Origin of the sequence: Streptomyces scopuliridis, assembly GCF_042790125.1 — a bacterium.
Classification (GTDB): Bacteria; Actinomycetota; Actinomycetes; order Streptomycetales; family Streptomycetaceae; genus Streptomyces; species Streptomyces scopuliridis_A.
This window is the reverse complement of sequence record NZ_JBHTZS010000005.1, coordinates 87,344-113,635: the sequence shown is the minus strand read 5'-3', so window position 1 is coordinate 113,635 and position 26,292 is coordinate 87,344. Positions and strand designations below refer to the sequence as shown.

Below are 26,292 nucleotides of genomic sequence, written 5' to 3'. Positions count from 1 at the left end.
GTCCCGGCCTCCGCGTGAAGGCGGTGACGAACTCACTGCTCCAGGACGGCCATGGCCGCGTTGTGTCCGGGAACACCGCTCACACCGCCGCCGCGCACCGCGCCCGCGCCGCAGAGCAGCACATTGCGGTGCGAGGTCTCGACTCCCCAGCGGCCGGTGCCCTTCTCCTCGTCGGCGAACGGGAACGCCAGCGAGCGGTGGAAGATGTTCCCCCGTGGCAGCCGCAGTTCCTCCTCCAGGTCGAGGGGGGTCTTCGCCTCGATGCACGGCCTGCCGTTCTCGTCCAGTGCCAGACAGTCGGCGATGGGCTCGTCCAGCACCGCGTCGAGTTCGGCGAGAGCCGCCTTGAGCAGGGCGTCCCGCTTCGCGGCGTTGTCCTGCTCGAACAGCCGGGCCGGTGTGTGGACTCCGAACATCGTCAGCGTCTGGTAGCCGCGGGCGACCAGCTCGGGGGCGAGGATCGTGGGATCGGTGAGCGAGTGGCAGTAGATCTCCGAGGGAGGTGACGACGGCAGAGCGCCCCCGGCGGCCTCCCGGTAGGCCCTGGCCAGTTGTCCGTAGCCCTCCGCGATGTGGAACGTACCGGAGAACGCCTCGCGCGGGTCGACGGAGGTGTCACGCAGCCGCGGCAGCCGGCGCAGCAGCATATTGACCTTGAGCTGGGCTCCCTCGGCGCGCTCGGCCGGAGCCTCGTCGCCGACGAGTTGGGCGAGGGCCTCGGGGGAGGCGTTCACCAGGACCTTGCGAGCCGCGACGGAGCCCTCTCCCGCCCGGGTGCGGTACGTGACGACGGAGTGGGGATCGTCCGGGTCGATGCGGAGCACTTCGTGGCCGGTGACGATCTCGGTCCCGGCCGCGCGGGCCGCCTGGGCCAGCGCGTCGGTGAAGGCGCCCATGCCGCCGATGGGAACGTCCCAGTCTCCCGTGCCCCCGCCGATCACGTGGTACAGGAAGCAGATGTTCTGCGCCAGCGAGGCGTCGTGCGCATCGCTGAAGGTGCCGATGATGCCGTCGGTGAGAACGACGCCGCGCACCAGGTCGTCCCGGAACCGCTCCTCGATCGTGACACCCAGCGGCTGCTCGAACAGCATGTGCCAGGCGGCGTCGTCGCCGATCCGTGCGCGAAGCGCCTCGCGGGTGGGCAACGGCTCGGTCAGCGTGGGGAAGACGCTCCGGGCGACGCGTCCGGTCGTGGCGTAGAAGTCCTGCCACGCCTCGTACTCCGCGTCGGATCCCGTGAGGGCGCGGAAGGACGCGCGGGTGCGCTCCTCACCGCCACCGATGAACAGTCCGGTGGCACGGCCGTCGCGCGCCGTGGGCGTATAGGAGGCCACCGTGCGTTTCCGCACGGCGAAGCTCAGGCCGAGGTCGTCGACGACCTTCGACGGCAGCAGGGAGACGAGATACGAGTAGCGGGACAGGCGCGCGTCCACGCCCGCGAAGGCCCGCGTCGAGACGGCGGCGCCGCCCGTGACGTCCAGACGTTCGAGGACGAGTACGGAGCGCCCTGCCCGAGCGAGATAGGCGGCGGCGACCAGCCCGTTGTGCCCACCACCGACAATGACGACGTCGTAGACGTCCCTGGTGAATTCCGCTTGTGCTGCCATGACGGTAATATTCCGTTCCTTTCGTGTCTCCTGGACATCCAGGGTCATACGGGCGATTGCTCCGCGCCCTTCGGAGCGGTCGGGGTTCCGGGCGCCAGCGGCGCGCCGATGCGCCGGTCGCGGGGCGAGACGGCCGGGACCGCGCCGAGCAGCCGGCGGGTGTACTCATGCCGGGGACGGTGGGTGACCTGGTCCGCGCTGCCGCGTTCCACGACCGTGCCGCGCAGGAGCACATCGACTTCGTCGCTGATCCGGCGCACCACATCCAGATCGTGCGTGATGAACAAGTACGCCAGTCCGCACCGCCGTTGGAGGTCAAGGAGCAGGTTGAGGATCTGCGCCTGGACGGAGACGTCGAGCGCCGACGTGGGCTCGTCGCAGATGACCAGGTCGGGGTCGGTGGCCAAGGCCCGTGCGATGCAGACGCGTTGCCGCTGGCCCCCGGAGAACCGGTGCGGGTAGGCATCGGGCTCGACACCCTCCATCCCTACGGCGTCGAGCAGTTCGCGGACACGCTCCCCTTCGTCGTGCCGGTGCAGCCTGTGGGCGCGCAGCGGCTCCGCGACCACCTCGCCGATCGTCAGCCGTGGATCGATCGACTCATAGGGGTCCTGGAAGACCATTCCGACACTCCGGTGGAACACCTGCCTTGCCCGACGGCCACGGACCGGCTCGCCGCGGAAGCGTACGGTGCCGCTGTCGGCGCGCTCCAGACCGACGAGGACCCGCGCCAGGGTGGACTTGCCCGAGCCGGACTCGCCCACGATGCTGACCGTGCGGCCCGCCTCGATGCGCAGGTCCACCGCGTCGAGCGCGGTGTAGCGCCCGTAGCGCTTGGTGATGCCGGTCGCCTCCAGCAGGGGCGCCGCTCCGGCGGTGGCGCGCTCGGCCTCGTTCATCGGACATCCTCCAGACGGTGACAGGCCGCGATGTGGTCCTCCGCGAGCCGGAGCGGCTGGGGGAGATCGGTCCCGCAGCGGACTTCGGCGTGCGGACACCTGGTGTGGAAGGGACAGCCCCCGGGGACACCACCGACGGGCGGGCTCCCCGAGATCGTGGTGAAGGGGGCCTTCGGCCCGGCGCTGCGACCGCTCTGGAAGCACCTGAGCAGGGCCTGGGTGTACGGGTGCCTGGCGCCCTCGAAGAGGGTGAGCACATCGGTGTGCTCGACCAGCCGGCCGCCGTAGAGCACCGCGACATGGTCCGCGATCTCCGCGACGACCGACATGTCGTGGGTGATCCAGACGACGGTGAGCCCGTACTCCTGCTGGAGCCGGCTGATCAGTCCGAGGATCTCGGCCTGCACGGTCACGTCCAGCGCGGTCGTCGGCTCGTCGGCGATGAGCAGTTGGGGATGGAAGGCGAGCGCCATCGCGATGATCACGCGCTGCCGCATGCCGCCGGAGAGCGCGTGGGGGTAGAGCCGGGCGACGCGATCGGGGTCCGGGATACCGACGTCGGCGAGGGCCTGACGGGCCAGCAGATCGGACTCGGTCCTGCCCGCTCCGTTGCGGACCCGGTGGACCTCCGCGATCTGCTTGCCCACGCGGATCACGGGGTTGAGGGCGGCGGAGGCGTCCTGCGCGAGGTAGGCCGCGGTACGGCCCCGTGCCTCGCGGAGGGCCTTTCCGCCGAGTGCGGTCAGTTCCACGTCCCCGACCCGGACCGAGCCGGCGGTGATCCGCGCGCCCGCCGGGAGAATGCGGCCCGCGGCCAGGGCGAGTGTGGACTTGCCGGAACCGGACTCGCCGACGAGGGCCGTGGTGGTGCCCGCGGGTACGTGGAGCGTGACGTCCCGCAGGGCGGGATAGTCGCCGTAGGCGACGCTGAGGCCGTCGATCGCGACATCACTGCCGAGGCGGCGCACGGTGGTTGACTCCGGAGCGGTGGTCATGGTGTCTCCGATGCGGCACGGGGGTCGATGGCGGTCCTGATCAGGTCCACCAGCAGGTTGGCCGTCACGACGAGGGTCGCCGCGATGATGACCGTGCCGGTGAGCAGCGGACGGTCGAGGGCGGCGAACGCCGCCGTCTGCAGCTGGCCGATGCCGGGCCAGCCGAAGATCGTCTCGACGAAGACGACCCCGGAGAGGAACACCGCCACATCCATACCGAGCAGGGTCGTCACCGGGGAGGCGGTATTGCGCAGCACATGCCGGGTCACGATCCGCCGGCGGCTGAGGCCCTTGGCGACCGCCGTCCGCACATAGGCCGAGGACAGCGCCTCGCGCACGCTGTCCCGGACGACGTTCGCGTAGTACGGGGCGCCGAGGATTCCGAGCGTCAGCGCCGGCAGCACGATCTGTGCCGGGCCGGTTCCGCCGTCGATCGGGAAGATCGGGAGCTGGTATCCGAAGAAGAGCAGCAGGAGGAAGCCGAGCGAGAACACGGGCATCGACAGCAGGCCCACGTTGATGGTCGCCAGCAGCCAGTTCCGCTTGGGCCGCAGCGCCTCCCAGAGCCCCCACAGACCGCCGAGGACGACCTCGACCGTGAGGGCGGCCGCCGCGAGGACGGCGGTGGCGGGAAGCCGTTCGAGGATCAGCGAGAGCACGGGACGGTCGTGGGAGTAGGAGGTGCCGAGGTCCCCGGAGGCCACGGAGCTCAGATAGTGGCCGAGCTGCGACCAGAGCGGGTCGTCGAGGCGGAGCCGCGCGCGGATCTCGGCGAGGACCTCCGGAGTGGCCTTGGGGCCGGCGATGCTGCGGGCCGGGTCGCCGGGGACGACGTACTGAAGGACGAAGGTGAGCAGGACCACCGCGGTGACGGTGAACAGGCCCAGCAGGATGCGTATGCCTATGCGTCGAGCCATGAGCGTCGCTCCGAGAGTGGGTTGCGGCGGTTCAGCCCTTCGGCGATCAGAACGAAGGCCAGGACGGTCGCGATGACGAGGACGAGGGGGACGAACAGGGTGTGCGGGGCATAGGTCATGCTGCCGGAACCGTCCGCGAGCATGTTGCCGATCTCCGGGGTGGGCGGCTGGATCCCCGCCCCGAGGTACGACAGGCCGGCCCCGACCACCACGACGGCGGCGCCGTTGAGGGCCGCGACATTGAGCAGGACGGTGGACAGGTGGGGCAGCACATGGCGGCGCAGTGCGGTGTGGCGGCGCACACCGTGCGCGAGGGCCGCCTCGACGTATCCGCGGCCGCGCAGCCGCAGCGTCTCACCGTGCACCAGCCGCGCGGTCCAGGCCCAGTACAGGGCGGTGACGACGACGATGATGCCGGTGGTGCCACGGCCCACGATGCTCGCCAGCGCGAGACCCGACAGCACGGTGGGGATGGACAGGAACACATCGACCAGACGCATCAGACACTGCTCGATCCAGCCCTGGTAGAAACCCGCCACGAGTCCCACCACGGCGCCCAGGCCGACGGAGGTGATGTTGGCGACGAGCGCGATGATCAGCGTGGCCCGCAGTCCGTGGAGCGAACGGGCTAGCAGGTCACGGCCGATGGAGTCGGTCCCGAGCGGGTGGCCGTCCGCGCCGATCCCGGCGGGCAGGCCGTTGGCGGTGAGGCTGTCGGTGTGAATCGTGTACGGCGATCCGGCCAGGGGCGCCAGCAGGGCCAGCAGGGCCAGCACACCGAGCAGGCAGAGCCCGGCGAGCCACAGACGGGACCCCTTGTCCCGCGCGGACCGGGACCCGGCGGTGGCCGGTCCGGGGAGACCGTTCCCCCGGGTGGATGTCGCCGCGGTGGAGGCGGACGTCTGTGTGGTGACGGGAACGGCACTCATCGTTTCACCCACAACCGGTCGTAGTACGTGCCGGTTTCTCCGCGCATCTGGTAGTTACGGACCCCCGGTGCGCGTGCGGCGAGGAAGTTCATGCTGCCGATGAAGACCCCGGCGGCGTCGCGGACGAGCTCCTCCTCGGCCTCCGCGAGGAGCGAGTTGGCCGCTTCCGTGGTGGGCGCCTTGCGCGCCCTGGCCGTCAGCGCGTCCACCCGCGCGTTCGCGTACCCGGTGTAGTTCTGGGCGGCGGACGAAGTGAAGCAGGACGACGTGAGTTCGAGGGCGCTGTCCAGCGTGATGTACATCTGCGAGCCGTAGAGATCCCCCTCGCCCTTCGACGTGGCCAGCTCGAACGCGGACTGGCTCATGGCGTTCAGGGTGATCTCCACCCCCACCGCCTTGAGCTGCTGTTGGAGGACCTGCGCCAGCAGCGGCCAGGGATCGCGGGTGCCGTGCAGGAAGTCCAGGCGGAGGTTGCGTACCCCCGCTTGTTCGAGGAGCCCGCGGGCCCTCTCCGGTGCGTGGGTGTAGGGCTTCGCCGTACGCCGGTACCGGCTGAGCTGCTTGGGGAAGGGGCATCCCCAGGGATCCGACAGGCCGAAGGAGAGACGCATGAGCTGTTCCCGGTCGACCGCCCAGTTCAGGGCCTGCCGCACCCGCGGATCACGGAGTTCCGGGCGCTTGGTGTTGGCCGAGATCCACTGGCTTCCGCGCACCGGGACGGTCTGCACGTACCGCTCGCGCATGGCGGGGTCGGCGGTGAACCTGGCGGCCTGGCTGGCCACCAGTCCTTCGCCGAGCACATCCACCCTGCCCCCGCTGAGCTGGAGTGTCTGAAGGGGATAGCCGATGCCCCAGCGGTATTCCAGGGTGTCGATGAGGGGGGTGCCGCGCCAGAAGTACCGGTCGAACGCCGTGAAGAGCGCTCGCTGGCCCTTGCTGTCGTACCGGGTGATACGGAACGGGCCGTTGCCGACCGGAGTACGGCCGAAGCCCGAGCCGAGCCGGCGGATCTCCTCCTGGGGCAGGGCGGCGGTATAGGGCTGGCACAGCAGCGCGGGCAGGAGGACGTCCGGCTCGGTGAGCTGGATCCGCAGCGTGTACGGGTCCGGCGCGCGCAGGCCGCTCACCTTCGCCGCCTTCTGCTGGTTGACCGCCTCGGCCCCTTCGATCCCGAAGAGATAACTCGCCGCCCAGGACGCCAGTTCGGGATCCAGCAGCCGCGTCCATGTGTAGATGTAGTCCTGCGCGGTCACCGGCCGGCCGTTGTGGAAGCGTACGTCCCGTCGCAGGGGGACGGTGTACACCGTCCGGTCCGCGGATATCCGCGGCATGGCGGCCGCCGCGTGCGGGGCGGGTCCGTCGTACTGGCGCGCGTACTGGTACAGCGGGGCGTACAGGACCGTCGAGATGGCCTCCCAGCTGTGCAGATCCCAGCCGATGGCCGGGTCGTAGGACTGCGCCTCGTTCGACCAGGCCGTGATCACCCTGCCCGTGCGCCGCGCGCCGACCGGGTCTCCCGGCCCCGGCGCCCATTCCACGACATCGGCCGCGGGGCCGACGCGCGCGTGCGGCGGGCCGGCGTCGCAGCCGCTCAGCAGCACGCCGGCGGCTCCCGCGGCCCCTGTGGTCAGAACCTGTCGTCGGGACGGATGGTGGTGTGGTCCGGCCATGAGTGTCCTCTCCTGGAGCTGCCGCTGCGCGGAATGACCGGACGGCGGGGCAAGTCCTGGCCTCGGATGTGAGGTAGGGCGTGTCACCTGTGGGCACGCCATCGGGAGCATGGGGATGCGTGGAGGGCTGGCGACGGGCCTCCCCGGGCGGCGGTGTGATCCGTGTGGCACCGGTCCCGGCGTCGGCCGGGTCCGTCCCACCCCGCCCGGGGCGGCGTTGTCACCATTGGATGGTTTTGGTTTCCGTGTATTCGAGGAGGCCGTGCACGCCGAGTTCCCGTCCGATCCCGGACTGCTTGTATCCGCCGGTGGGGGCGAGAACGTTGAACTCACCGCTGTTCACGGTGACCAGTCCGGCCCGGATCCGCCGGGCGATCCGCTCCGCGCGGAGCGGATCGGCACACCACACCGCGCCCGCGAGCCCGTAGATCGAGTCGTTGGCTATCCGGACCGCCTCCTCCTCGTCCCGGTAGCGCATGAGGCACACCACGGGGCCGAAGATCTCCTCCCGCGCTATCGCCATGTCGGCGGTGACGTCGGCGAAGACCGTCGGGAGGATCCAGTGGCCCGTGTCCAGGCCGTCGGGAATCCGGTCCTCCGGAGCGCCGCCGCCGGCGACCAGCCGCGCGCCTTCCGCCACCCCCTGCTGGATGTGGGACAGCACGCCGACGTACTGCCGGGCCGTGGCGACGGGGCCGATGTGCTCTCCGGCCACGGCCGGGTCGCCGAGCCGCCAGCGGCGGGCCTCCTCGGCGGCCAGCGCGACCGCCTCGTCGTACACCGCGTCGGGCAGCAGTACGCGGGTGCACGCGGTGCACGTCTGCCCGGAGTTGTAGAAGGCGTCGGCGAGTGCCACCCGTACGGCCCGGTCCAGGTCCTTGACCGTCCCGCCGTCCTGTTCGTCGGCGAGGATTACCCGGGCGGACTTCCCGCCGAGTTCCAGTCCCACGCGCTTGACGGTTCCGGCGGCCGCCGCGGCGACGGAGCGGCCCGCCGCGGTGGACCCGGTGAAGGAGACCGCGTCGACGTCGGGATGGGAGGCGAGGGCATCGCCGACCACCGCGCCCGATCCCGTGATGAGGTTGAACACCCCGCCGGGCGCGCCGACCGCGGGGCACGCGTCGGCGAAGACCTCGGCCAGCAGGAACGCGTTCAGCGGCGCGTCGCAGCTCGGTTTGAGGACGACCGTGCAGCCCGCGGCGAGTGCCGCGGCGACCTTGGCCGCGGCCAGGTAGAGGGGGTAGTTCCACGGTGTGATGGCGGCGACGACGCCCACCGGCTCCTGGACGATCTGGGAGGACCCGACGCGCTCCTCCCATTCGTGGCCGGCCAGGATGTCGGCGTAGGAACGGAACACCTCGGCCGCGAGCCGTGTCTGCATATGAAGGGCGTTGTCGAGCGGGGCGCCCATCTCCGCGCTGATCACCTCGGCGAAGTCCGCCTCGCGTACCAGGATTCCGGCGGAGACCGCCGCGAGCAGCGCCCGGCGGGTGGCGATGTCCGCCGCGGCCCAGGCAGGGAACGCGGCGCGGGCCGCGGCCACCGCGAGGGACACATCCTCCCGCGTCCCCTTCGGCACCTGGCCGACCGCACCGCGGCCGGTGGGATCGGTCACGACGGTGTGCGGCCCGCCGAGCCCGCCGAAGGGGGCCTGCCACGCGCCGCCCACTCGGAAGTGCGAGCGTTCCGTGTCGAGGCGGCTCCTGGTGATGTGGGTGACCGGATGACCCATGGTCGTGCTCCTCAAGGGCGACTGGGGATTCGGTGGACGACAGCGTGGCGGGGCCGCCGGGGCAGCCGCGCTTGGCTGGTTCCGAACGGTAGGTTGCTACTGATTCGAGAGTCAATAGAGTCCCCCGTAATTGCTGACTCTTGAATCAATATCTGACCGTCCGCCGTCCCGGGCGACCGGCTCGGCAGGCCAGCGGCCCGGAACCGAAGGTGTCCCGACGTCTGTCCGCCGTCCCGGGCGCCCGGCGTTCACACAGGCCCGCCCGGGGTCACACTGGCCTGGTGACCGCCAGGAGCGCGGTGTCGTCCGCCGTCTCGCTCCCCGTGTGCCGGCCGATGGTGTCGATCACGAGGTCCAGGAGATCGTCGGGGCCTGTGAACGGACGGTCACGCAGCTGCTCCACCGGGTCGAGGAAGACTCCGTACGCGTCGCGGGCTTCCGACAGACCGTCCGTGTAGAAGAGGAGCGTCGCCCCGGGCGGGAACTCCGCCGCGTAGGACCGGCCCGACTCGTCCGGCGGCCCGGAATCCCCGGAATCCCCGGGATGGAGCCGGATCAGCCCCAGGGGCAGAGCGCGCCCGCCGGGCTCCAGCAGGCGCGGCGACTGCCCGGGGCACAGCAACAGGGGATCCGGATGGCCCCGGTTGACCAGCCGCAGCTTCTCTCCCCCGTCGGAGATCTCGGCGAGCACGGCCGTGGCGAACCCCTCGACGGCGTCGATGCCGCGCCGTGCCCCCTCCCTCGACAGCGCGCGGTCGAGTCGCCGCGCGACGCCTTCGAGATCCGGTTCCTGCTCGGCGGCCTCCCGGAACGCCCCGAGGACCACCACGACCGAATCGATGGCATCCGTCCCCTTGCCACGTACGTCACCGATCACCAACCGCACACCGTAAGGGGTGTTCTGAACGGCGAAGAGGTCCCCGCCGATGCGGGCATCGGCCTGCGCCGCCATGTACCGTGCCGCGACCCCGAGCCTGCCGGCCCGTGGCGCCGGGAAGGGCAGCACCGCCCGCTGGGCGGCCTCCGCGATGCCGCGTGCCGACGCGAGCCGCCTGTCCCCGAGCACGACGACCCGGTTGATCAGCACCGCCAGCCCGGCGACGGTCAGTACCGTGGCCTTCTCGGTGGCAGCCTCGATCGGGCCACCGGAGCCCTGGAGCACTTGGACCGGGAGCATGGCCAGGCAGGCGGCCACACCCGTCCAGATGGTCACGCGCAGTGAGGACAGGGGTGCGGCGACCAGCGCGGCGGCCGCGAAGAGGGGGGCCGCGCTGTAGCCGGGCGGCATCGCCAGGTCGACGGCCAGCCCGAAGACGATCAGCAGCGTGGGCAGCACACGCATCGCTCCTCGGGCCTTCCCTCCCTCACTCGCCCGTTCCAGCCAGGGGCGCCGGGTGCGATCGCGGAGGGTGCGGTGCCGGAGGGGGGAGCGCGACGGCCGGGACTGCTGCGCTACGCGGCCCTGGGTCATTGGTGGTCTCCCTGACGGTGCTGAGGAATCCTCGCCCTCAAACTTCCAGATGTGACCTGATTTGTCCCTAGGGTTTATCCCTGGTCGGTCTGCTCATTACGTCCAGCCCCGATTGTCCAGCCCGAGCTACGTGTTCGTCCTGGAAGACCTGGTCATGGTGCTCATGGCCAACGGTGGCATCCGGACCCCATCGCCGGCCGCGGCGGTGGCCGCCTCCCGGCGTTTCGCCGCGCCGCTGATCCAGGGCATGCGGGCCGAGCCGGCCATCCCGCCATTGCCTCCGGCGGGACGACTGCCGCTGACACTGGTGATTTAGGGCCTGTCCCAAACCCGCACCATGCCGGCCGGTCGAAATCCGGGTGCGGCCTGTCGGCGCGCTGGTGTGTGATCGAAGGCATGACGATTGCGTTGGGCCGGCCGGGAGTCGACGGGCTGAGCAGGGCCGTGAGCGTGCTGCGGGAGTGGCAGAACGACGGGGCGCCGATGCAACTGCATCCGGGGGACCTGGGCTGGTTCTGGCGGTCGGGCACGGAAGCGACCGCCGCGGCGGTCAGGACGTGGAACCGGTACGGACAGATTCTCGCCGTCGGTCTGCTGGACGGTCCCGGGCTGTTGCGCCTGACGATCGCGCCGGACGCTCATCGGGACGAGGAGTTGGCGCGGCGATTGGCCGAGGACGTGACCGAGCCGGAGCGCGGCGTACTGCCCCGGGGGAAGGTGAACATCGAGGCGCCGATGGGCGCACTGGTCCAAGATCTGCTGTCCGAGGACGGCTGGAAGACCGACGACCCGTGGACACCGCTGCGCCGCGACCTCGCGGAGCCGGTGAAGGACCCAGGCGTACGGATCGAGGTGGTCGGGCCGGGGCGGGCGCACGTGTTCGCCGCCGTACATCGGGCAGCGTGGGACGGGTCGAGGTTCACGGACGAGCGCTGGCACGCGATGGCGGCCGGGTTGCCGTACGCCGACGCCCGGTGTCTGGTCGCGTACGACGACCACGGCACCGCGGTGGCGGCGGTGACGGTGTGGTCGGCCGGTCCGGGTAGGCCCGGTTTGCTCGAACCGATGGGCGTACATCGGGAACATCGCCGCCACGGTTACGGCAAGGCGATCACCGTCGCCGCGGCGGCCGCACTCCAGGAGCTGGGCTCGTCGAGCGCGATCGTCTGCACCCCGAGCTCCAACGTCGGCGCCGTCGCCACGTACGAGTCAGCCGGCTTCCGGCGACGCCCCGAGGTCAGGGACCAGTACCGGAACGTCTAGGGCCTTTCGGCTCGACCGGGACGAACCGCCACCGCTGACTCTCCGCGTTGTCGTCGTGCTCTCGCGGGACGGCCACGCCACCCCGCCAAATTCAGCGGAACCACAAAGCCGCCCAGCACGCCTAACGATCACCCGCCCCAACGAACGGGAAGAGTCCCCCCACCGTGAACCCCTACCGAGTCCTCGTCACCGGCTCCCGCAACTGGGAAGACGAAGAACTGATCCGCCACCAGATCACCCGTATCTGGCTGCTTGTCAACCGACCGTTCGTCGTTGTCCACGGCGCGCGCCCGACCGGCGCCGACTGGATCGCCGGCGGCTGGGTCGACGACGTCGCCGTCACGCAGATAGGCCTGGCCACCGAGGAGCAGCATCCGGCCGACTGGAAGACCCACGGTCGCGCGGCAGGACCGATGCGCAATCGGCTGATGGTCCGGCTCGGCGCCGACATGTGCCTGGCGTTCATCCGCAACGGCTCCCGGAGCGCGGCCGTTTGCGCCGACCTCGCTGAGGGTGCGGGGATCCCGACGAGGCGGTGGACGGCGTGATTACCGTCGTGCTGGTTCTCGCCCGGCTCGGCATCGCCGCAGTCCTTGTGACTGACGCCTGACCACCCCATGACACGCGGCATGCCCGCCCCTGTCGCACAGGGGGCCGGTGCGGCGGTTTCGCGCGGCTGCCGCGCAGAGTCACGGCGTGATTTCGTACCGTAATGGGAGGGTTTGGGGTTCATCATAGGGAAATTCCCTGAAGACCATCCGACCGCGTCCTGCCACTGTGGAAAGCGAGCGCTCCTCCGAGGATTGATCGGCCACCCACGGCCACCAACCGCTGCTTGAGGAAGCGAGTCAAGGCAATGATGGCGAATTGCACGACAGTGGAATCTGTCCGTACGGTCACCGGCCGCACCATCTCTCTGGCCGGCCGCCGCCAGGCTGCCCGCTGCGCCCGCCGTGTCCTGACACAGTTCCTCGGCCACCGAGGGCTCCTGAAGGGACCGGACGGAGAACCGCGCGAGCAGGCGGAGGACGCCCTGCTGGTGGTGTCCGAGCTGGTGACCAACGCCTGCCGGCACACGGCGGGCCCTCGTTTTCTGGGGATGGCCCTCAAAGGCGGATGTCTTCTGCTCGAAGTGGGGGACAGGAGCAGGCGGGTCCCGCACCTGGTGCCGCCCGAGCATCGGGGGGCCTCCGGCGGGTTCGGGCTCGGCCTCGTCGCGGAACTGATCGACGACTGGGCGGTGGTGACCAGCGCCCGGGGCAAGACGATACGGGTGACGCTTCCGATGGGGCGGTGACATGTGGGCGGCGGCGGCGATGCGGCGGCGGGGGCAGGCGGCCCCGGCTCCGGGTTCAGGTGCTGCTCAGCGGGCTGTCCTGCTGCACCATGTTCCGGAGCTGGCGGCGCCCGGAGAGCGACAGCTTCTGGTAGACGTGGCTGAGGTGGTACTCGACCGTCTTGCTGCTGATGAACAGCCTGGCGGCGATCTCCCTGTTCGTGAGTCCGCGGCCGATGAGCAGGGATATGTCGCGCTCGCGGTCGGTCAGCTCCGAGAGAGGCAGCCCGGCCGGGCGGCCGGAGGGCCGGTCCGCGAAGTCGTCGCGGTAGCGCGTGAGGAACGGCTGGGCTCCCAGTGCCGCGAAGAGGTCGCGGGCCCGGGTGAAGTGTGCGGCTGCCCGGTGGTGCTCTCCTGCCTGGGCCAGCAGCCTGCCGTGGCTGTGCGCGAGCATCGCCAGGTGCAGCGGCGGATCGTCGGCGGAGGCGGGAAGGCTGAGGCCCTCTTCGAACAGGTCACGGGCTCGCTTGCCCTCTCCGCGTGCCTGCGACAGCCGACCCGAGAGCCACATCACGGCCATGCGGAGAAAGGGAGCGTCCTCCCTCAGGGCCATCAGGTGGGCCAAGGCCGTATCGGCGCCGTCCAGGTCACCGTCGGCGATCAAGGCCTCGACGTACAGGGGGCGCCACCACGTCTGGAAGGCCAGTGGTCCCGAGTCGGGGCGGGCCCGAAGAATGGTCCGCAGCGCGCCGAGCATGGCGGGATAGTCGCCCCGAGCCTGTGCCAGCACCGCCGCCCCGACGGCCGCGGGCGGCAGGCCGTGGGCCGGCGAGATCGCGCCGGACCATTGGTAGGACTGCTGGACCAGTTCCTGGGCTCGCTGCCACTGTCCGCGGCCCGCCCGCACCCATGACGCGATGGAACAGGCGTAGGAGAACGCCCAGGGCTTCTCCTCGGCCTCGGCGATGACCAGAGCGTGGTCGGCGCTGATCGCGGCCTCGTCCCAGCGGCCCAGGAAGTACTGTGAGGCCGCGAGGTTGGCGTAGGTGAACTCCGCGGTCACGGGGCAGCCGTTGGTGCGGGCCGTGTCCAGGGCGACGGCGAGTTCGTTCTCCGCGTCGGTGAGATCCCCGGCCCACATCTGGAGCATCCCGCGGTAGGCGCGCTGGATGGCCTGCTCCGCGACAGAGCGCGGACTGCCCGCGGGGGCGAGGGTGTCGTACTCGCGCAAGGCCGCGCGTGCGCCGGCGCAGTAACTGCGGGCCAGCCCCAGGCTGCCGGCCGCCCATGGCGCGAGCTGTGGCTCCAGATCGTCGATCGCCAGCACGTCCCGGAGCAGTGGTACGGCCTTCGCGCTGTGGCCGCCCACGATGTGCTGGATACCGAGCCAGGTGCCGGCCATGGCCGGTACGAACCGCGCTCCGGCCTCGGCCCGGCGGTCCTCCAGCGCCTCGGTGAGCAGGCCCGTGGCCTCAGGAGCGCCTCGGGGCGTTCCGTAGCCGCCCAGTACCAGGCTTCGCAGCGGGCACGGTTCGGCGGCTTCTATCCTGGCCAGGAGCGGCTCCACGCGCACGTACCGCTGAGCCCACAGAAGGCGTGCGGCCGCCGTGAGCAGCAGGCGTTCCCGCTCGCTGCGCGGGAGCGCCACCTCCGATGCCCACAACAGAAGGGTGGCGGCCCGTACGGGCTCTCCGGTCGCGTGGTACCCGTCGGCGGCCAGTTCGAGTTCCCGGGCGAGCTGGGTATCCGTACCCTGCGTGGCCGCGACCCTGTGCGACCAGGAGGCGGCACGGTCGACGAGGGTGGCCGCGGCGGCGTGCAGTGCCCGCAGCCGGCGGGGCGAGGTGGCGGTCACGATCGCCTCGCGCTGGAGCTCGTGGGCTATCGCGACCGGGGTGTACGGCTGGTTGGGCCACCACCGCACGATTCCTTGCGCCAGCAGGGGTTCGAGCGCCGCGTCGGATTCTGTTACGGAGGCGACGCGGGCAGCCGTGGCGAGGGGCGCCGGGCCGCCCAGTACGGCGATGCCCTCGACCAGGCTCCGCGCCGGACCGGGCAGACCGTCCAGCTGGCGCCGTAGGGCCTGCACCAGGGACGTCGGTACCGGCAGGGCGTCCCGCCCGTGAGCCACCGAATCCCACGCGACCTCTGCGAGCAGCGTCCGGAGGTACAGGGCGTGGCCGTCGGTGTGGTTCCGGAGCCGCTCGGCCGTTCCGCGGCCGACGGGACGGCCGTATACCAGCGTGGCCAGTTCGCCCACTTCGGTGACCCCGAGCCCGGTCAGGGTCAGCTCGCAGCTGTGCGGCATGCCCGCGACCAGACGATGCAGGTCCAGACCTCCGGCCTCGCCGGGCTCCGTGCCGCTGCGCGAGAGCAGGACGGTGAGCACCGCATCGGCTTCCAGGCGGCGCAGTACGAAGCCCAGAACCTGCGCCGAGGGCCGATCGGCCCACTGGACGTCGTCGACGACGATCAGCACCGGCCCGTCGCTCTGCAACTCGCCGAGCAGTTCCAGCAGTTCGCTACCCACCTGGAAGGGTTCCGCCGTCGGCACCGCTCCCGCGAGCAGCGGAAACCGGTTGAGGAGAGCCGCTGGTACGCGGGAAGTCAGCTGCCGGATCACACCGAATGCCAGGTCCTCCTCTGATGTGTCGCAGGCGGCCCGGAGCACGGGGAGGTTCTCGGACGAAAGCCCTGCCAGCCAGCGGCGAACCAGTGCGCTCTTTCCGATACCCGCAGCCCCTTGGACAAGCACACTCGACGCCTTGCCGGACCGTGCTGTCCGCAGACACTGATCCATGCGGTCCAGCTCAGCGGTGCGTCCCACGAACGCGGTGTCGCCCGCGGTGGCCGTCATCGTACGCATCCCCGGCCGGGAGGATGACACACGTAAGCGGCAGGGACACGGGCCGTGACCGGTAGCTTCATTCCGGAGACCACCACCTGACGAGCCCGGCGTCGCGGAGCGGAGCGACAGTCCTCCGGGGGGCTTGCGGCGTCAAGGCGACAACCCCCTCATGTTACGACCAGCGCCATCGTTCTCTCTCGACCACAACTTTAGCCCCGTCGGCCTCGCCCGCGCCCGGCGCCGGCCCCGGCCCGCGAGGCCGCGAACTCAACGAACGGGAGGGGTCGGGGGCTGTAACAGAAGTGAAACACCGACTGGTGCCACAGTGACCGCGCGAGTCTCCATCGAACAGCCACAGGAGGCATTCATGCCATTTATCGCGCCATCGGCCCGCGGTTCCCGCATCCGCCGGAGAGCAGTGGTCGGCAGTTTCGCGGCGCTCGCGGGAATCGTCGCGACAGCGACTCCGGGGCACGCCGTGATCGGCGGAAGCCCGGCGCCCACCGCCGAGTCCTGGATGGCATCCGTGCAGGTGGACGGCTCGGCGTTCTGCGGCGGCACCCTGATCGACAGGAAGTGGGTCCTGACGGCCTTCCACTGCGTGGGGAGTGGCAAGAGGGATATCAAGGACCTGCGGATACGGATCGGCAGCCGCAGTACCAGTGAGGGCGGGACCCTTGCCAAGGTCAAGGAGATGGTCAAGCACCCGGATGCCTCGTTCACCGATGGACAGTTCTCCGGGCCCGATCTGGTGCTGCTCAAGCTCGACCGGCCGGTCCGTCACAAGCCCGTTCGCCTGAACACCGTCAGCCCGCGGACCGGTACCGCCGTGCGCGCCCTGGGCTGGGGAAACACATGCCGGGACGCAATGTGTGTGCCGGAACACCTCCAGGAGATCACCCTTCCGGTGAGCGAGAAGAAGGACAATCTGCTCGTTCTCAAGGACCGCGAGTTCCGGGGGGTGGGCCCGGGAGATTCCGGAGGTCCGCTCGTGGTCAAGAAGAAGGGGAAATGGCGGCTCGCCGGCGTTACCTCGACCAACGGAACGCGTGAGGACCACATGCTCAGCAACTTCGTCGACGTGGCCGGCTACCGGGACTGGATCGACAAAGTCGTCACACACACCAGGTAGCCCCATCGAGACGCAGGGACGGACGCACCCGGCGGTGGTTACGGGCAACCCCCGTCGTTGCCGCCGGGCTTCAGTGGTGTGGCGTCCGGCTGCCCGCCCGGACCGTGTCCGTGCCCCAGCTCGCCAGGAGGCGCAGAGCCTCCGCCGACGCGGAGCCCGGCTCCGCGTGGTACACGCACAGAAACTGCTCGTCGTCGTCCGGGAGATGCAGCGTCTCGTACGCGAGGGTGAGGTCACCGACCAGCGGATGCCGCATCCGCTTCACGCCGTGACCCTTCTCCTTCACGTCGTGCGTGGCCCACAGCCGCCTGAACTCCTCGCTCTTGACGGAGAGTTCACCCACGAGCGCCGACAGGTCCGGGTCCTGCGGGTGCTGGCCCGCGTACAGCCGCAGATAGCTGACCATGTCGGACGCCTTGGAGTCCCAGTCCAGGAACAGCTCGCGGTAGTCGGGGGAGAGGAAGGTCAGCCGCGCCCAGTTGCGCTCCGCGGGCGGCAGCTTGCCCCAGTCGCCGAACAGCGCCGCCGCCATCCGGTTCCAGCCGAGGATCTCCGAGCGCGCCCCGCCGACATACGCGGGCACGCCCTCCATCGAGTCGAGCAGCTGCTGCAGCGCCACTCGCACCTGCTGGCGCCTGGGCGCCCGGTACTTCCTGCGCTGCTGCTTCGGCCTGGCGAGGTGGATGAGGTGCGCATGCTCGACGTCGGTCAGACGCAGAGCGCGCGCGATCGAGTCGAGCACCTCCGCCGACACATTGCGCCCGTTTCCCTGCTCCAGGCGCGTGAAGTACGCCACCGAGACCCCGGCCAGCTGTGCCAGCTCCTCGCGCCGCAGTCCCGGCACCCGCCGGTGCCGCCCGTGCGAGGGGATTCCCACGTCCTCCGGCTTGAGCCGAGCCCGCCGGGTGCGCAGGAATTCGCTGAGCTCGGCCCTGCGGTCGAGGCCGTCGGGGAGGGCTGCCTGTCCGTCGTCCGTGGCGGGGGTGTCGTTCATGTCTTCCAGTATTCCCGGTCGTACGACCAGGAGCCTGACCCCGTCAGTAGTAGGACCACTGGACGTACGCAAAGCGGTGACCTGGGTGAACACGCTGTGGGGAGGCACTCTGGGGACATGACCACGACTGTTGCCGCATACGCCGCCCCCAGCGCCAAGGCCCCGCTGGAGCGCACCACCATTGAACGCCGTACGGTCGGCGAGTTCGACGTTCTGATCGATATCAAGTTCGCCGGCATCTGCCACTCCGACATCCACCAGGCCAGCGAGGGCTGGGGCGAGGCCATCTTCCCGATGGTGCCCGGTCACGAGATCGCCGGTGTCGTCGCCGAGGTCGGCTCCGGCGTGACGAAGTTCAAGGCCGGCGACCGGGTCGGCGTCGGCTGCATGGTCGACTCCTGCCGTGAGTGCGAGAACTGCAAGGCCGGGCAGGAGCAGCACTGCGTGCGCGGGAACGTCGCCACGTACAACGGCATCGGCCACGACGGCGAGCCCACCTACGGCGGCTACTCGCAGAAGGTCGTCGTCGACGAGAACTTCACCGTCCGCATCCCGGACGGGCTGTCTCTGGACGTGGCCGCGCCGCTGCTCTGCGCCGGCATCACCACGTACTCCCCGCTCAGGCACTGGGGCGCGGCCCCCGGCAAGAAGGTCGCCGTGATCGGCCTGGGCGGCCTCGGCCACATGGCTGTCAAGATCGCGCACGCCCTCGGTGCCGAGGTCACGGTCCTTTCCCAGTCGCTGCGCAAGAAGGACGACGGCCTGAAGCTGGGTGCCGACCACTACTACGCCACCAGCGACCCGGCCACCTTCGAGAACCTGGCCGGCACCTTCGACATCATCCTCTCCACGGTGTCGGCGCCCCTGGACTTCGGCGCGTACCTGAACCTGCTGAAGACGGGCGGCGCCCTGGTGAACGTCGGCGCCCCCGAGGAGCCCGTCGCCCTGAACTTGTTCTCCTTGATCGGCGGCAACAAGACCCTCGCCGGTTCGGCGATCGGCGGCATCGCCGAGACGCAGGAGATGCTCGACTTCTGTGCCGAGCACGGCCTCGGCGCCGAGATCGAGCTGATCGAGGCGAGCCGGATCAACGAGGCGTACGAGCGTGTGCTTGCCTCGGACGTGCGCTACCGCTTCGTGATCGACACGGCGACGATCTGAGCCGTACGGCATTACCGAGCGGGTAATCGACGCCCTCCCCGGGCTCCGGCAGGATCGACCACATCCACCGGATCCCGAGGAGGGCTTGCCCATGACCGCCTACGTCATCGCCGTTCTGCGTCCCACGCTCCCGGTGCACGCCGACGTCCTGGAGTACATCGAGCGCGTGCAGGGCACCTTCGAGCCGTATGGTGGGCGCTTCCTCTCGCACGGCAAGCCCGGCGAGTGGATGGAGGGGGAGAGGCTCGGCGACGTGGTCGTGGCCGAGTTCCCCGACCTGGCGCACGCCCACGACTGGTACGCGTCCCCCGCCTATCAGGAGATCCTGCCGCTGCGCGCCGACCACATCCCCGGCGAACTGGTCTTCGTGGAGGGCGTACCGGCCGACTACGACGCGTCACGCACGGCGACGGCCATGCGGGAGGTTCGCGTGGTCAGGCGCTGACGAAGCAGAACTCGTTGCCTTCGGGATCGAGCATGGACTGGAAGGCCCCCTGGTCGTCGGTGACCGTCGCGCCGACCCGGGCCGCGCCCAGCTCTGCGCGCGCGGCTCGGTGCGGAGCGCGAGCGGGCCGCCGGGGCAGGGCCGGACCACCAGCCGGTCTTCACCGACCGGGTTCCGGCCGCTCTCGCCGTGTCGCGTCCGCGGCAGCCGCACGCGGTGCTCGCCGCGCTGTACCAGGTCAGCCGCCCCACCGTCACCCCGGCTGTGCGCGAGACCCGGTCGCGGCACGGGTGTTCTGCCGCTCCACGCTCTTCAGGCCGCGCACGGCCGGGATCTCCAGCAGCAGGTCGCAGGCAGGCGACGGGCGCCATGGCCGCGGACACGGACAGCAGCGGCACGGCCTCCGCGACGACCGTGAGCGGCCCGGCCACCGCCTGCCTGACCGGCTTCATCACCAGCGAGCCGGCCGCGTCGTACGTTCAGGGCGTGCACGCGTCCGAAGGCACCACCCGGCGGCCTGCGGCTTGGCTGCGCCGCCGTCCGTATGCGTCTGATCGCACGCGTGTTTAGGGTGGAATGACGGGATTTCCTCGTATGTGATGAGGAGATGTGTGATGGCGAAGGTGCTGTTCATAGTGAGCGGAGCGACGTACTGGGTGCTCAAGGACGGCACGAGGTACGCGACAGGCTACTGGGCCGAGGAGTTCGCGAAGCCGTACAAGGCGATCACGGACGCCGGTCATGAGGTCGTGGTCGCGACACCCGGCGGTGTGACCCCGAACGTCGACATGATGAGCCTGCGCCCGGCCATGGCAGGCGGAGAACAGGGAGCCCTCGAACTGGAGGCCATCATCCGTGACGCGGAGGTGATGCGGCGGCCGCTCAAGCTGTCGGACGTCCGCCTCGAAGACTACGACGCGGTGTATCTGCCGGGCGGGCACGGTCCGATGGCGGACCTGGCGTTCGATGCCGACGCGGGCCGGCTGCTGACGGCGCAACTCGCCTCGGGCAAGCCGCTGGCGATCGTCTGTCACGCGCCCGCGGCGATGCTGGCCACCAGGATTCACGGTGAGTCGCCCTTCAGAGGCTGCGAGGTCACGGGCTTCACCAACGACGAGGAGGCGGGTGTGGGGCTGGCCTCCAGGGTGACGTGGCTGCTGGAGGACGAACTGAAGGACAAGGTAGGCGTCGCCTACAGTCGCGGCGAGACCTGGAAGCCGTACATGGTGGAGGAGCGCAACCTCATCACCGGGCAGAATCCCGCTTCCGCCGCGGTTCTGGCGAATCGGCTGCTGGAGATCCTCGCGTGATTCCCCAGCGGGTCTTCCCCCGCCGGTTCAGCGCGGTCGCGGTTCGGGATTCTCCGGAGTGCGACGGTGGGCGTCGGGCAGGAGCGAGACCTGGTAGAGGGCGATGTACCAGCCGCTCGCCGAGCGCTTCACCAGGAGGCTGAGATTGACCGTCCGCGGCGGCCGGTCGGTGAAGTCGAACTCGACACGGTGATAGCCGAGTACGAGGTCGTCGGCGAGCCCGCGCGTCTCCAGGATCTCGTACCGCGCGGTCAACCCCAAAGGCTGGGACTCGTAATACTCCGCGACACCCTGGCGTCCCACGCTGTAAGGGCGCAGCCCCTGGAAGATCGCGTCCTCGGTGAAACAGGCGGCGACCCGCTCGGGTTCGTGGGCGTCGACGGCTGCCTTCCACCGGTCGAGGACGCCGCGCAGGATCGCTTCGCTGTCTGTCGTGCTGGTCATCACGCTTCTCCTGCCGGTCGGATGCGGTCTCTGCGCCGGGGTCCACGCCCAGTGGCTCCGGGGGAGCCCGGAAACAGGCGCACGGTCAGTGCCCCGCGCTCTGGCCGCCGTCGACGTGCGAGATCTCGCCGGTGACGAACGGGGCCTGCTCCAGGTAGAGGATGGCCCGCACGACGTCGTCGACCTCGCCCATCCGGTTGACCGGGTGGAGCGCGGCCTGGGCGCCGCCCGGGTCCGTCGGGTGCATCGAGGACCGGATGACACCGAGAGCGACGGTGTTCACCCGGATCCCGCGGGTGGCGTACTCGATCGCCAGCGACTTGGTGAGCGCGTTCAGTCCGCCCTTGGTCAGGGACGCCAGCGCCCCGGTCACCCGGGCGTCGGCGTTGTCGACCAGGCTGGTGGAGATGTTCACAACGTGCCCACCGCCGTCGCGGGAGAGCATCGCGCTGATCACACTGCGCGACACGCTGAAGGTGCCGTACAGATTCGCTCCGGCCGCCAACTCGTAGTCGCCGTCCGTGTATTCGATGAACGGTTTGGCGACGAAGACCCCGGCGGAGTTGACCAGTGTGTCGATGCGGCCGAACCGGTCCATGGTCGCCTCGGCGATCCGCGCGCCGGTACCCGGCTCGGCGACATCGCCCGGCACGGCCAGTACCTCAGGGTCGCTCGACGGCTGGATGGAGCGGGCGGTCGCGGTGACCGCGTAACCGAGCCCGCGGTAGGCCCTGACCACGGCTGCCCCGATTCCCCGTGAGGCTCCCGTGACGACGGCGACCTTCTGCGTGGTGTCCATGAGGGGATTTTCGCCGTATTCGCTCCAGTCGGTGTGAGCACGGGAGGTGTGTCGTCCGCTGATCGTCCCCGCGAGGCGCCGAACGTCATGCCACGGCACCCGCGCGTACGCGGCGGCCGGCCAGCGCCAGGCCCAGCTGAAGGGTGCTCAGGCCGAACATCAGGGTGCCCAGGGGAACGTGCAGGCTCGTCACATGCGCGATGCCCAGGACCACCTGCACCGACGCGAGAACCAGGAACCCGCTCGCGTACAGGATGGGCCTGGGCGAGCCGCCGCCCGGTCGCCACACCAGGATGGCGGCGAGCACGTACACCATGGACGCGGCGTACATCCCGCGGGCACCGGCACTGTGCAGCGTCTCTCCGTACCGCGAGGACAACAACAGTCCGGCGGTGGCCGCCTGGAAGAAGATGGCCACGGTCTGCAAGGCGATCGCGGCCCGCAGGAACACCAAGAACCTGGGGCTGCGCTGCTGTGCCGTCGTCCGTGAGGGCATGGCGACCCTTCCCTTCTGATCTCAACTCTGCTTCTCGGCAGGGGTTCACGGCCGGCGCCCCGGCCTCTCACCACTCCGACGACGCAGCCACCGGAAATGTGAGACGGCGCACCCGCCTCGCCGCCCGTACGCGGTCCCGTCGATCATGGGAGGGCAGACATGAACGAGGGAGCCGTCACGACCATGACCATCCGATCCGAGACCGGACACGGCCGGCCCGGTCCGAGCCTCAGTGCGATCACGAGCGAGCGCCGGCAGTTGGTCAATCTCGCCTACCGGCTCCTCGGCTCCCTGGCCGAGGCCGAGGATGCCGTACAGGAGACCTACGCCCGCTGGTACGCCATGTCCCGGCAGCAGCGGGAGGCCATCGAGTCCCCCGGCGCCTGGCTGACGACAGTGGCCAGTCGCATCTGTCTCGACATACTCGGCTCGGCGCGGGCGCGGCGCGAGAGCTACGTGGGCGAATGGATCCCGGAGCCGCTGCCCGACGGTACGGAGTGGATGAACGGACGGCCGGGCGACGGCGGGGGTGACCCGGCCGACCAGGTCACCCTGGACGAGTCGGTCGACATGGCCTTCCTCGTCGTGCTCGAATCGATGACCCCGGCCGAACGGGTCGCGTTCATCCTGCACGACGTCTTCCGGTACCCCTTCGCCGAAGTGGCCACGATCGTCGGGCGTACGCCGGCGGCATGCCGGCAGCTGGCGTCGTCGGCCCGCCGCCGGCTCCGCGAGGCGCGGGCTCCGGAGGCCCCGACGGCCCAGCAGGCCCGCGTCATCAGGAACTTCAAGCAGGCGTGGGAGGACAAGGACATCGCCGCCCTCGTCGGCCTGCTCAACCCGGGCGCCACGATGACCGCCGATGGCGGCGGCCGGGCCGGTGCGGCGCTCCGCCCGGTCGCGGGCGCGGAGCGGATCGCCCGCTACATCCTCGAAATCGGCGACAGGGCGCCCGGCCTGACACTCCTGGAGCGTTCGGTCAACGGCCGGCCCGGCCTGGTGGCCCAGCATGGTGGCAGCACCGTGACGGTGGCCGCCTTCGGCGTCGCGAACGACCTGATCACGCACATCTGGGCCGTACGCAACCCGGAGAAGCTCCGGACCTGGAACGGGTGAACCGCTGACGGCGAAGGCGTGCGCGGCACGCATGAGACCGATGAGAACGATAAGACGCTTCGAAGGGAGACGACGGTGGATGAGCGCGTGAATGTGAGGGTGCTGCTCCTGGTGGGCAGTGAGGCCGAGGTGGTGGCGGATGCGGCGGACGCGGGTGAGCCTGAGCGGTATCCGGCGATGGAGATCGCGGACGCGGTCGGGGTGCCGGTGCAGGAACTGCCGAACATTCCCTTGACAGCGGTCCCAGGGGCCGGGGACCGGCTTTCAGGATGGCGCCGACGGTAGGCGACAGACTCTGTCATCCCGCGTGCCGGGGCAGAGGCGGCGAGGCTTCGGGGCGTCCTTGAGTACTGTGCCGGCCGGGCGGTGCAGCGGTGCGAAGTACTTCTGGAGCGTGGCGAGCTCGTCGCCGCGTTCCTTGAGCGACGTTCCGTCGAGGACGAAGGGGAGCGGTGTGTTGTAGAGCATGGCGAGCAGGGCGTCGGCGGTCTTCTGCTCGGGCAGCTTGTCGTAGGGCAGTTCCCAGCGTTCGGTGTTGACCAGCAAGTCGTGGAGGGCGGTCTCGTACAGCGGGACGCGGTAGGCCCGGTCGTACTGGCCTTGGCCACGTTCTCGGGGAGCTTGGCGGGCTTGAAGAAGAGGGCCGGTGCGTTGGCGGAGACGTAGCCGCCCCATGTCTCCTTGTCCGTCTGCGCGCCCCAGTACCCGTCGGCCACCGGGGTGCCGGAGCCGTGGTCGAAGGCGAGTCCCTGGTTGGCCCAGCCGCCGGCGGACTCCGAGCCGAGAACCAGGCCGGCGGAGTCGACCCGCATAGGCAGTCCGTCCGCGTCGGACAGGATGTGCATCCTGGATTCTGGCTTACCCCGGTCCACGGGGCTCGGACCTGCAAGTTCGCCTCTTTTTTAGCGCGGACGTGCACGGAGTCCAGGACTGCCCGGGACAGGTCGATCAAGTCCTGTTCGTCCAGGAGCTGGAGAACCTTCTGACGCAGCCGGCCGCACACACCGGCTCCAGGCCGTGCCTCCTTGACGCCCCGCTGACCAGGAAGGGATGGACGCATGTGAGGGGCTGCCGGAAACGCCGGGTGCCGCACCGCTCATTTGACTAGTCACCCTTCGCGCATGAATGATCACTTACCGTTCCAGCTGACTGGCCCCTTCTCGTGGGCCTTGACGACAGGGCACATCCATGTCTTCGGCCATGCGTAGGACGACGAAATCTCCGGTGGTGCGGCGGCTGGCTGCCGCAGCCGTCGCGCTGGGCAGCTGCCTGGCGCTCGTCGGGCCGGCGGGAAGCGCCGGTGCGGCGCCCGCCGACCCCGTACCGACCGTCTTCTTCGGCGACTCCTACACCGCCAACTACGGCATCGCTCCCTTCAACCAGGACGGCAAGAGGGACTTCTGCTTCCAGGCGAAGGAGAACTATCCCACCGTCGCCACCCAGCGCCTCGCGGACAAGGGCATCACACTCGACGTCCAGTCGGACGTCTCCTGCGGTGGCGCCCTCGTCCACCACTTCTGGCAAGAACAGGAGCTGCTGCTGCCCGGCATGAAGGTCCCGCCGCAGCAGGACGCGCTCAAGCAGGACACCCAGCTGACCGTGGGAAGCCTGGGCGGCAACACGCTGGGCTTCAACCGCATCCTGAAGCAGTGTTCCGGCGAACTCCGGGGCCACCCTCTGCTGCCGGGAGAGCCGGTGGACGGGGATGAGCCCGCCTCCAAGTGCGGTGAGTTCTTCGAGACCGGGGACGGAAAGAAGTGGCTGGACGGTCAGTTCGAGCAGGTCGGGTGGGACCTGGAGGAGCTGCTCGACCGCATCGGCTACTTCGCTCCCGACGCGAAGCGCGTCCTGGTCGGCTACCCCCGGCTCGTGCCCGAGGACACCACCAAGTGCCTGACCGCGGCGCCCGGTCAGACGCAGCTGCCGTTCGCCGACATTCCCAAGGACGCCCTTCCGGTCCTGGACCAGATCCAGAAGCGGCTGAACGACACCATGAAGAAGGCCGTCGCTGACGCCGAAGGCGGCGCCGACTTCGTCGACCTCTACGCCCACACCGGCGGCAACACGGCATGTGACGGCGCCGGCCGGGGCATCGGCGGCCTGCTGGAAGACTCCCAGCTCGATCTCGGCGCCAAGCTCCCCTGGTACGCGCACCCCAATGACAAGGGCCGCGACATCCAGGCCAAGCAGGTGGCCGACAAGGTCGAGCAGATCCTCAACCGGTAGGAGGGCACGCGGCCCCGCCGGCCGTCCAAGGGGGCGGAGGTCTGCATGCCGACGAGGCGCAGGTGGTGGACCGAAGTCTGGACCCTCGGTCATCTGCGGCCCCAGATGAGGATGGCAGCAAGATGGAGTGCGGCCTGGCAGGCGATGGCGAGCTTGCCGGTTCTCCTGGCCAGGCCGCGCCACCGCTTGAGCCGACTGATGCAGTGTTCCACCGCGTTGCGCTGCTTGTACGCTTCGGTGTCTCCACGAGGTTGCCCCGGACGATGCCCGCCGCGGCGGCCCTGGAGCGGTGACGTGACGATACGCGTGAGGATTTTGTAGTCGGCAGGAATAAGAGAGCTTCTTACACGTCACGTTGCCGCGCCGATCGAAGTCCCCGCCGGTGCCCTTGCCCAGCTCGATTCCGAGACAGGGGACAGACTCGCCGTCGTCTTGGCCGTCGTCGTCGCCCTGAAGACGCGACCGCGGTACGGGCCGCTGTAGCACACTGTCGACCACGCGCCGGCCCACGACCCGGTCCAAGCCCACCTCTCCGCCGATGGCTGGGACGACCAGGACGTCA

25 protein-coding genes and 3 pseudogenes are annotated in these 26,292 nt (G+C 70.0%); 11 read left to right on the top strand and 17 right to left on the bottom strand.

Annotated features, from left to right (window positions below; all coding sequences use genetic code 11):
* Positions 1 to 32: 32 nt before the first annotated feature.
* From ACFRKB_RS09650 to ACFRKB_RS09615, 8 genes are all read right to left on the bottom strand, one after another.
* On the bottom strand, positions 33 to 1,607 hold the full coding sequence (locus ACFRKB_RS09650) for a phytoene desaturase family protein (protein ID WP_383104707.1): 1,575 nt from the start codon (positions 1,605 to 1,607) through the stop codon (positions 33 to 35).
* A gap of 44 nt (positions 1,608 to 1,651) precedes the next feature.
* Positions 1,652 to 2,506 (bottom strand): ABC transporter ATP-binding protein, encoded by an 855-nt coding sequence (locus tag ACFRKB_RS09645; protein ID WP_383104706.1) that lies wholly within the window; start codon positions 2,504 to 2,506, stop codon positions 1,652 to 1,654.
* Positions 2,503 to 3,501 (bottom strand): ABC transporter ATP-binding protein, encoded by a 999-nt coding sequence (locus ACFRKB_RS09640; RefSeq protein WP_383104705.1) that lies wholly within the window; start codon positions 3,499 to 3,501, stop codon positions 2,503 to 2,505. Before ACFRKB_RS09640 ends, ACFRKB_RS09645 begins: the two co-directional genes overlap by 4 nt.
* Positions 3,498 to 4,418 (bottom strand): ABC transporter permease, encoded by a 921-nt coding sequence (locus ACFRKB_RS09635; protein WP_383104703.1) that lies wholly within the window; start codon positions 4,416 to 4,418, stop codon positions 3,498 to 3,500. Before ACFRKB_RS09635 ends, ACFRKB_RS09640 begins: the two co-directional genes overlap by 4 nt.
* On the bottom strand, positions 4,403 to 5,347 hold the full coding sequence (locus ACFRKB_RS09630) for an ABC transporter permease (protein WP_383104702.1): 945 nt from the start codon (positions 5,345 to 5,347) through the stop codon (positions 4,403 to 4,405). Before ACFRKB_RS09630 ends, ACFRKB_RS09635 begins: the two co-directional genes overlap by 16 nt.
* A complete protein-coding gene (locus ACFRKB_RS09625; RefSeq protein ID WP_383104701.1) occupies positions 5,344 to 7,017 on the bottom strand; it encodes an ABC transporter substrate-binding protein in 1,674 nt (557 codons plus the stop codon). Before ACFRKB_RS09625 ends, ACFRKB_RS09630 begins: the two co-directional genes overlap by 4 nt.
* Positions 7,018 to 7,237: 220 nt before the next feature.
* Positions 7,238 to 8,749, bottom strand: a complete 1,512-nt coding sequence (locus ACFRKB_RS09620; protein WP_383104699.1) for an aldehyde dehydrogenase family protein — start codon at positions 8,747 to 8,749, stop codon at positions 7,238 to 7,240.
* 268 nt (positions 8,750 to 9,017) lie between these two features.
* Positions 9,018 to 10,091 (bottom strand): PP2C family protein-serine/threonine phosphatase, encoded by a 1,074-nt coding sequence (locus tag ACFRKB_RS09615; protein WP_383104698.1) that lies wholly within the window; start codon positions 10,089 to 10,091, stop codon positions 9,018 to 9,020.
* 259 nt (positions 10,092 to 10,350) lie between these two features.
* On the opposite strand from ACFRKB_RS09615, the gene ACFRKB_RS09610 reads away from it, so the two are divergent.
* From ACFRKB_RS09610 to ACFRKB_RS09595, 4 genes are all read left to right on the top strand, one after another.
* Positions 10,351 to 10,536 (top strand): hypothetical protein, encoded by a 186-nt coding sequence (locus tag ACFRKB_RS09610; protein ID WP_383104696.1) that lies wholly within the window; start codon positions 10,351 to 10,353, stop codon positions 10,534 to 10,536.
* 80 nt (positions 10,537 to 10,616) lie between these two features.
* A complete protein-coding gene (locus tag ACFRKB_RS09605) occupies positions 10,617 to 11,483 on the top strand; it encodes a GNAT family N-acetyltransferase (RefSeq protein WP_383104694.1) in 867 nt (288 codons plus the stop codon).
* 164 nt (positions 11,484 to 11,647) lie between these two features.
* Entirely contained in the window at positions 11,648 to 12,031 is a 384-nt protein-coding gene (locus ACFRKB_RS09600; RefSeq protein ID WP_383104693.1) for an SLOG family protein, read from the top strand.
* Between the two features lie 329 nt (positions 12,032 to 12,360).
* The gene (locus ACFRKB_RS09595; RefSeq protein WP_383104691.1) at positions 12,361 to 12,780 is read left to right on the top strand and encodes an ATP-binding protein; all 420 of its coding nucleotides are present in this window, start codon (positions 12,361 to 12,363) and stop codon (positions 12,778 to 12,780) included.
* A 55-nt stretch (positions 12,781 to 12,835) separates the two neighbouring features.
* Here the strand turns inward: ACFRKB_RS09595 and ACFRKB_RS09590 are convergent, their stop codons facing one another.
* Positions 12,836 to 15,616 carry an ATP-binding protein gene (locus tag ACFRKB_RS09590; protein WP_383104689.1) on the bottom strand — a complete coding sequence of 927 codons (2,781 nt, stop codon included), beginning with the start codon at positions 15,614 to 15,616 and terminating at the stop codon, positions 12,836 to 12,838.
* Between the two features lie 358 nt (positions 15,617 to 15,974).
* Here ACFRKB_RS09590 and ACFRKB_RS09585 point away from each other — a divergent pair, with 358 nt between their 5' ends.
* Positions 15,975 to 16,739 carry a S1 family peptidase gene (locus tag ACFRKB_RS09585; protein ID WP_383104687.1) on the top strand — a complete coding sequence of 255 codons (765 nt, stop codon included), beginning with the start codon at positions 15,975 to 15,977 and terminating at the stop codon, positions 16,737 to 16,739.
* A gap of 70 nt (positions 16,740 to 16,809) precedes the next feature.
* Here the strand turns inward: ACFRKB_RS09585 and ACFRKB_RS09580 are convergent, their stop codons facing one another.
* Positions 16,810 to 17,733 carry a helix-turn-helix domain-containing protein gene (locus ACFRKB_RS09580; RefSeq protein WP_383104685.1) on the bottom strand — a complete coding sequence of 308 codons (924 nt, stop codon included), beginning with the start codon at positions 17,731 to 17,733 and terminating at the stop codon, positions 16,810 to 16,812.
* 117 nt (positions 17,734 to 17,850) lie between these two features.
* Between ACFRKB_RS09580 and ACFRKB_RS09575 the strand changes: the two genes are divergently transcribed.
* Together ACFRKB_RS09575 and ACFRKB_RS09570 are read left to right on the top strand one after the other, a co-directional pair.
* Positions 17,851 to 18,894: an NAD(P)-dependent alcohol dehydrogenase gene (locus ACFRKB_RS09575; protein WP_383104683.1), complete on the top strand. Its 1,044-nt coding sequence runs from the start codon at positions 17,851 to 17,853 to the stop codon at positions 18,892 to 18,894.
* Positions 18,895 to 18,985: 91 nt separating this feature from the next.
* Positions 18,986 to 19,339: a DUF1330 domain-containing protein gene (locus ACFRKB_RS09570; protein WP_383104681.1), complete on the top strand. Its 354-nt coding sequence runs from the start codon at positions 18,986 to 18,988 to the stop codon at positions 19,337 to 19,339.
* Here the strand turns inward: ACFRKB_RS09570 and ACFRKB_RS09565 are convergent.
* On the bottom strand, positions 19,329 to 19,478 hold the full coding sequence (locus tag ACFRKB_RS09565; RefSeq protein WP_383105114.1) for a VOC family protein: 150 nt from the start codon (positions 19,476 to 19,478) through the stop codon (positions 19,329 to 19,331). The genes ACFRKB_RS09570 and ACFRKB_RS09565 overlap by 11 nt on opposite strands.
* A gap of 475 nt (positions 19,479 to 19,953) precedes the next feature.
* Here ACFRKB_RS09565 and ACFRKB_RS09560 point away from each other — a divergent pair, with 475 nt between their 5' ends.
* Positions 19,954 to 20,649, top strand: coding sequence for a type 1 glutamine amidotransferase domain-containing protein (locus ACFRKB_RS09560; RefSeq protein WP_383104679.1), 696 nt, complete (start codon positions 19,954 to 19,956; stop codon positions 20,647 to 20,649).
* Positions 20,650 to 20,676: 27 nt separating this feature from the next.
* Here ACFRKB_RS09560 and ACFRKB_RS09555 read toward each other — a convergent pair whose 3' ends face one another.
* The 3 genes from ACFRKB_RS09555 to ACFRKB_RS09545 all read right to left on the bottom strand — a co-directional run bounded on the left by ACFRKB_RS09555 (position 20,677) and on the right by ACFRKB_RS09545 (position 22,388).
* Positions 20,677 to 21,093 carry a YybH family protein gene (locus ACFRKB_RS09555; RefSeq protein ID WP_383104677.1) on the bottom strand — a complete coding sequence of 139 codons (417 nt, stop codon included), beginning with the start codon at positions 21,091 to 21,093 and terminating at the stop codon, positions 20,677 to 20,679.
* Between the two features lie 85 nt (positions 21,094 to 21,178).
* Positions 21,179 to 21,892 carry an SDR family NAD(P)-dependent oxidoreductase gene (locus tag ACFRKB_RS09550; protein ID WP_383104676.1) on the bottom strand — a complete coding sequence of 238 codons (714 nt, stop codon included), beginning with the start codon at positions 21,890 to 21,892 and terminating at the stop codon, positions 21,179 to 21,181.
* 85 nt (positions 21,893 to 21,977) lie between these two features.
* Positions 21,978 to 22,388 (bottom strand): hypothetical protein, encoded by a 411-nt coding sequence (locus ACFRKB_RS09545; protein WP_383104674.1) that lies wholly within the window; start codon positions 22,386 to 22,388, stop codon positions 21,978 to 21,980.
* Positions 22,389 to 22,571: 183 nt separating this feature from the next.
* Here ACFRKB_RS09545 and sigJ point away from each other — a divergent pair, with 183 nt between their 5' ends.
* The gene (gene sigJ / locus ACFRKB_RS09540; protein ID WP_383104672.1) at positions 22,572 to 23,504 is read left to right on the top strand and encodes an RNA polymerase sigma factor SigJ; all 933 of its coding nucleotides are present in this window, start codon (positions 22,572 to 22,574) and stop codon (positions 23,502 to 23,504) included.
* A gap of 75 nt (positions 23,505 to 23,579) precedes the next feature.
* Entirely contained in the window at positions 23,580 to 23,789 is a 210-nt protein-coding gene (locus ACFRKB_RS09535; RefSeq protein ID WP_383104670.1) for a hypothetical protein, read from the top strand.
* On the opposite strand, the pseudogene ACFRKB_RS09530 reads toward ACFRKB_RS09535, so the two are convergent.
* Positions 23,769 to 24,295: pseudogene (locus ACFRKB_RS09530) on the bottom strand (glycoside hydrolase). The gene ACFRKB_RS09535 and the pseudogene ACFRKB_RS09530 sit on opposite strands and share 21 nt — an antisense overlap.
* Positions 24,278 to 24,513: pseudogene (locus ACFRKB_RS09525) on the bottom strand (IS5/IS1182 family transposase); the annotation flags it as partial. The pseudogenes ACFRKB_RS09525 and ACFRKB_RS09530, both read right to left, overlap by 18 nt.
* A gap of 191 nt (positions 24,514 to 24,704) precedes the next feature.
* On the opposite strand from ACFRKB_RS09525, the gene ACFRKB_RS09520 reads away from it, so the two are divergent.
* The gene (locus ACFRKB_RS09520; RefSeq protein WP_383104669.1) at positions 24,705 to 25,730 is read left to right on the top strand and encodes an SGNH/GDSL hydrolase family protein; all 1,026 of its coding nucleotides are present in this window, start codon (positions 24,705 to 24,707) and stop codon (positions 25,728 to 25,730) included.
* Between the two features lie 89 nt (positions 25,731 to 25,819).
* On the opposite strand, the pseudogene ACFRKB_RS09515 reads toward ACFRKB_RS09520, so the two are convergent.
* Positions 25,820 to 26,014, bottom strand: a pseudogene (locus ACFRKB_RS09515) (IS5/IS1182 family transposase); the annotation flags it as partial.
* Between the last annotated feature and the right edge of the window lie 278 nt (positions 26,015 to 26,292).

What these genes read in the sequence shown, in the direction of transcription:
- ACFRKB_RS09545 (WP_383104674.1), bottom strand. Translation starts at nt 22,388, where the DNA reads ATGCCCTCACGGACGACGGCACAGCAGCGCAGCCCCAGGTTCTTGGTG.
- ACFRKB_RS09580 (WP_383104685.1), bottom strand. Translation starts at nt 17,733, where the DNA reads ATGAACGACACCCCCGCCACGGACGACGGACAGGCAGCCCTCCCCGAC.
- ACFRKB_RS09635 (WP_383104703.1), bottom strand. Translation starts at nt 4,418, where the DNA reads ATGGCTCGACGCATAGGCATACGCATCCTGCTGGGCCTGTTCACCGTC.
- ACFRKB_RS09625 (WP_383104701.1), bottom strand. Translation starts at nt 7,017, where the DNA reads ATGGCCGGACCACACCACCATCCGTCCCGACGACAGGTTCTGACCACA.
- ACFRKB_RS09590 (WP_383104689.1), bottom strand. Translation starts at nt 15,616, where the DNA reads ATGACGGCCACCGCGGGCGACACCGCGTTCGTGGGACGCACCGCTGAG.
- ACFRKB_RS09650 (WP_383104707.1), bottom strand. Translation starts at nt 1,607, where the DNA reads ATGGCAGCACAAGCGGAATTCACCAGGGACGTCTACGACGTCGTCATT.
- ACFRKB_RS09630 (WP_383104702.1), bottom strand. Translation starts at nt 5,347, where the DNA reads ATGAGTGCCGTTCCCGTCACCACACAGACGTCCGCCTCCACCGCGGCG.
- sigJ (WP_383104672.1), top strand. Translation starts at nt 22,572, where the DNA reads ATGACCATCCGATCCGAGACCGGACACGGCCGGCCCGGTCCGAGCCTC.
- ACFRKB_RS09605 (WP_383104694.1), top strand. Translation starts at nt 10,617, where the DNA reads ATGACGATTGCGTTGGGCCGGCCGGGAGTCGACGGGCTGAGCAGGGCC.
- ACFRKB_RS09645 (WP_383104706.1), bottom strand. Translation starts at nt 2,506, where the DNA reads ATGAACGAGGCCGAGCGCGCCACCGCCGGAGCGGCGCCCCTGCTGGAG.
- ACFRKB_RS09640 (WP_383104705.1), bottom strand. Translation starts at nt 3,501, where the DNA reads ATGACCACCGCTCCGGAGTCAACCACCGTGCGCCGCCTCGGCAGTGAT.
- ACFRKB_RS09560 (WP_383104679.1), top strand. Translation starts at nt 19,954, where the DNA reads ATGGCGAAGGTGCTGTTCATAGTGAGCGGAGCGACGTACTGGGTGCTC.
- ACFRKB_RS09615 (WP_383104698.1), bottom strand. Translation starts at nt 10,091, where the DNA reads ATGCGTGTGCTGCCCACGCTGCTGATCGTCTTCGGGCTGGCCGTCGAC.
- ACFRKB_RS09555 (WP_383104677.1), bottom strand. Translation starts at nt 21,093, where the DNA reads ATGACCAGCACGACAGACAGCGAAGCGATCCTGCGCGGCGTCCTCGAC.
- ACFRKB_RS09575 (WP_383104683.1), top strand. Translation starts at nt 17,851, where the DNA reads ATGACCACGACTGTTGCCGCATACGCCGCCCCCAGCGCCAAGGCCCCG.
- ACFRKB_RS09585 (WP_383104687.1), top strand. Translation starts at nt 15,975, where the DNA reads ATGCCATTTATCGCGCCATCGGCCCGCGGTTCCCGCATCCGCCGGAGA.
- ACFRKB_RS09550 (WP_383104676.1), bottom strand. Translation starts at nt 21,892, where the DNA reads ATGGACACCACGCAGAAGGTCGCCGTCGTCACGGGAGCCTCACGGGGA.
- ACFRKB_RS09620 (WP_383104699.1), bottom strand. Translation starts at nt 8,749, where the DNA reads ATGGGTCATCCGGTCACCCACATCACCAGGAGCCGCCTCGACACGGAA.
- ACFRKB_RS09570 (WP_383104681.1), top strand. Translation starts at nt 18,986, where the DNA reads ATGACCGCCTACGTCATCGCCGTTCTGCGTCCCACGCTCCCGGTGCAC.
- ACFRKB_RS09520 (WP_383104669.1), top strand. Translation starts at nt 24,705, where the DNA reads ATGCGTAGGACGACGAAATCTCCGGTGGTGCGGCGGCTGGCTGCCGCA.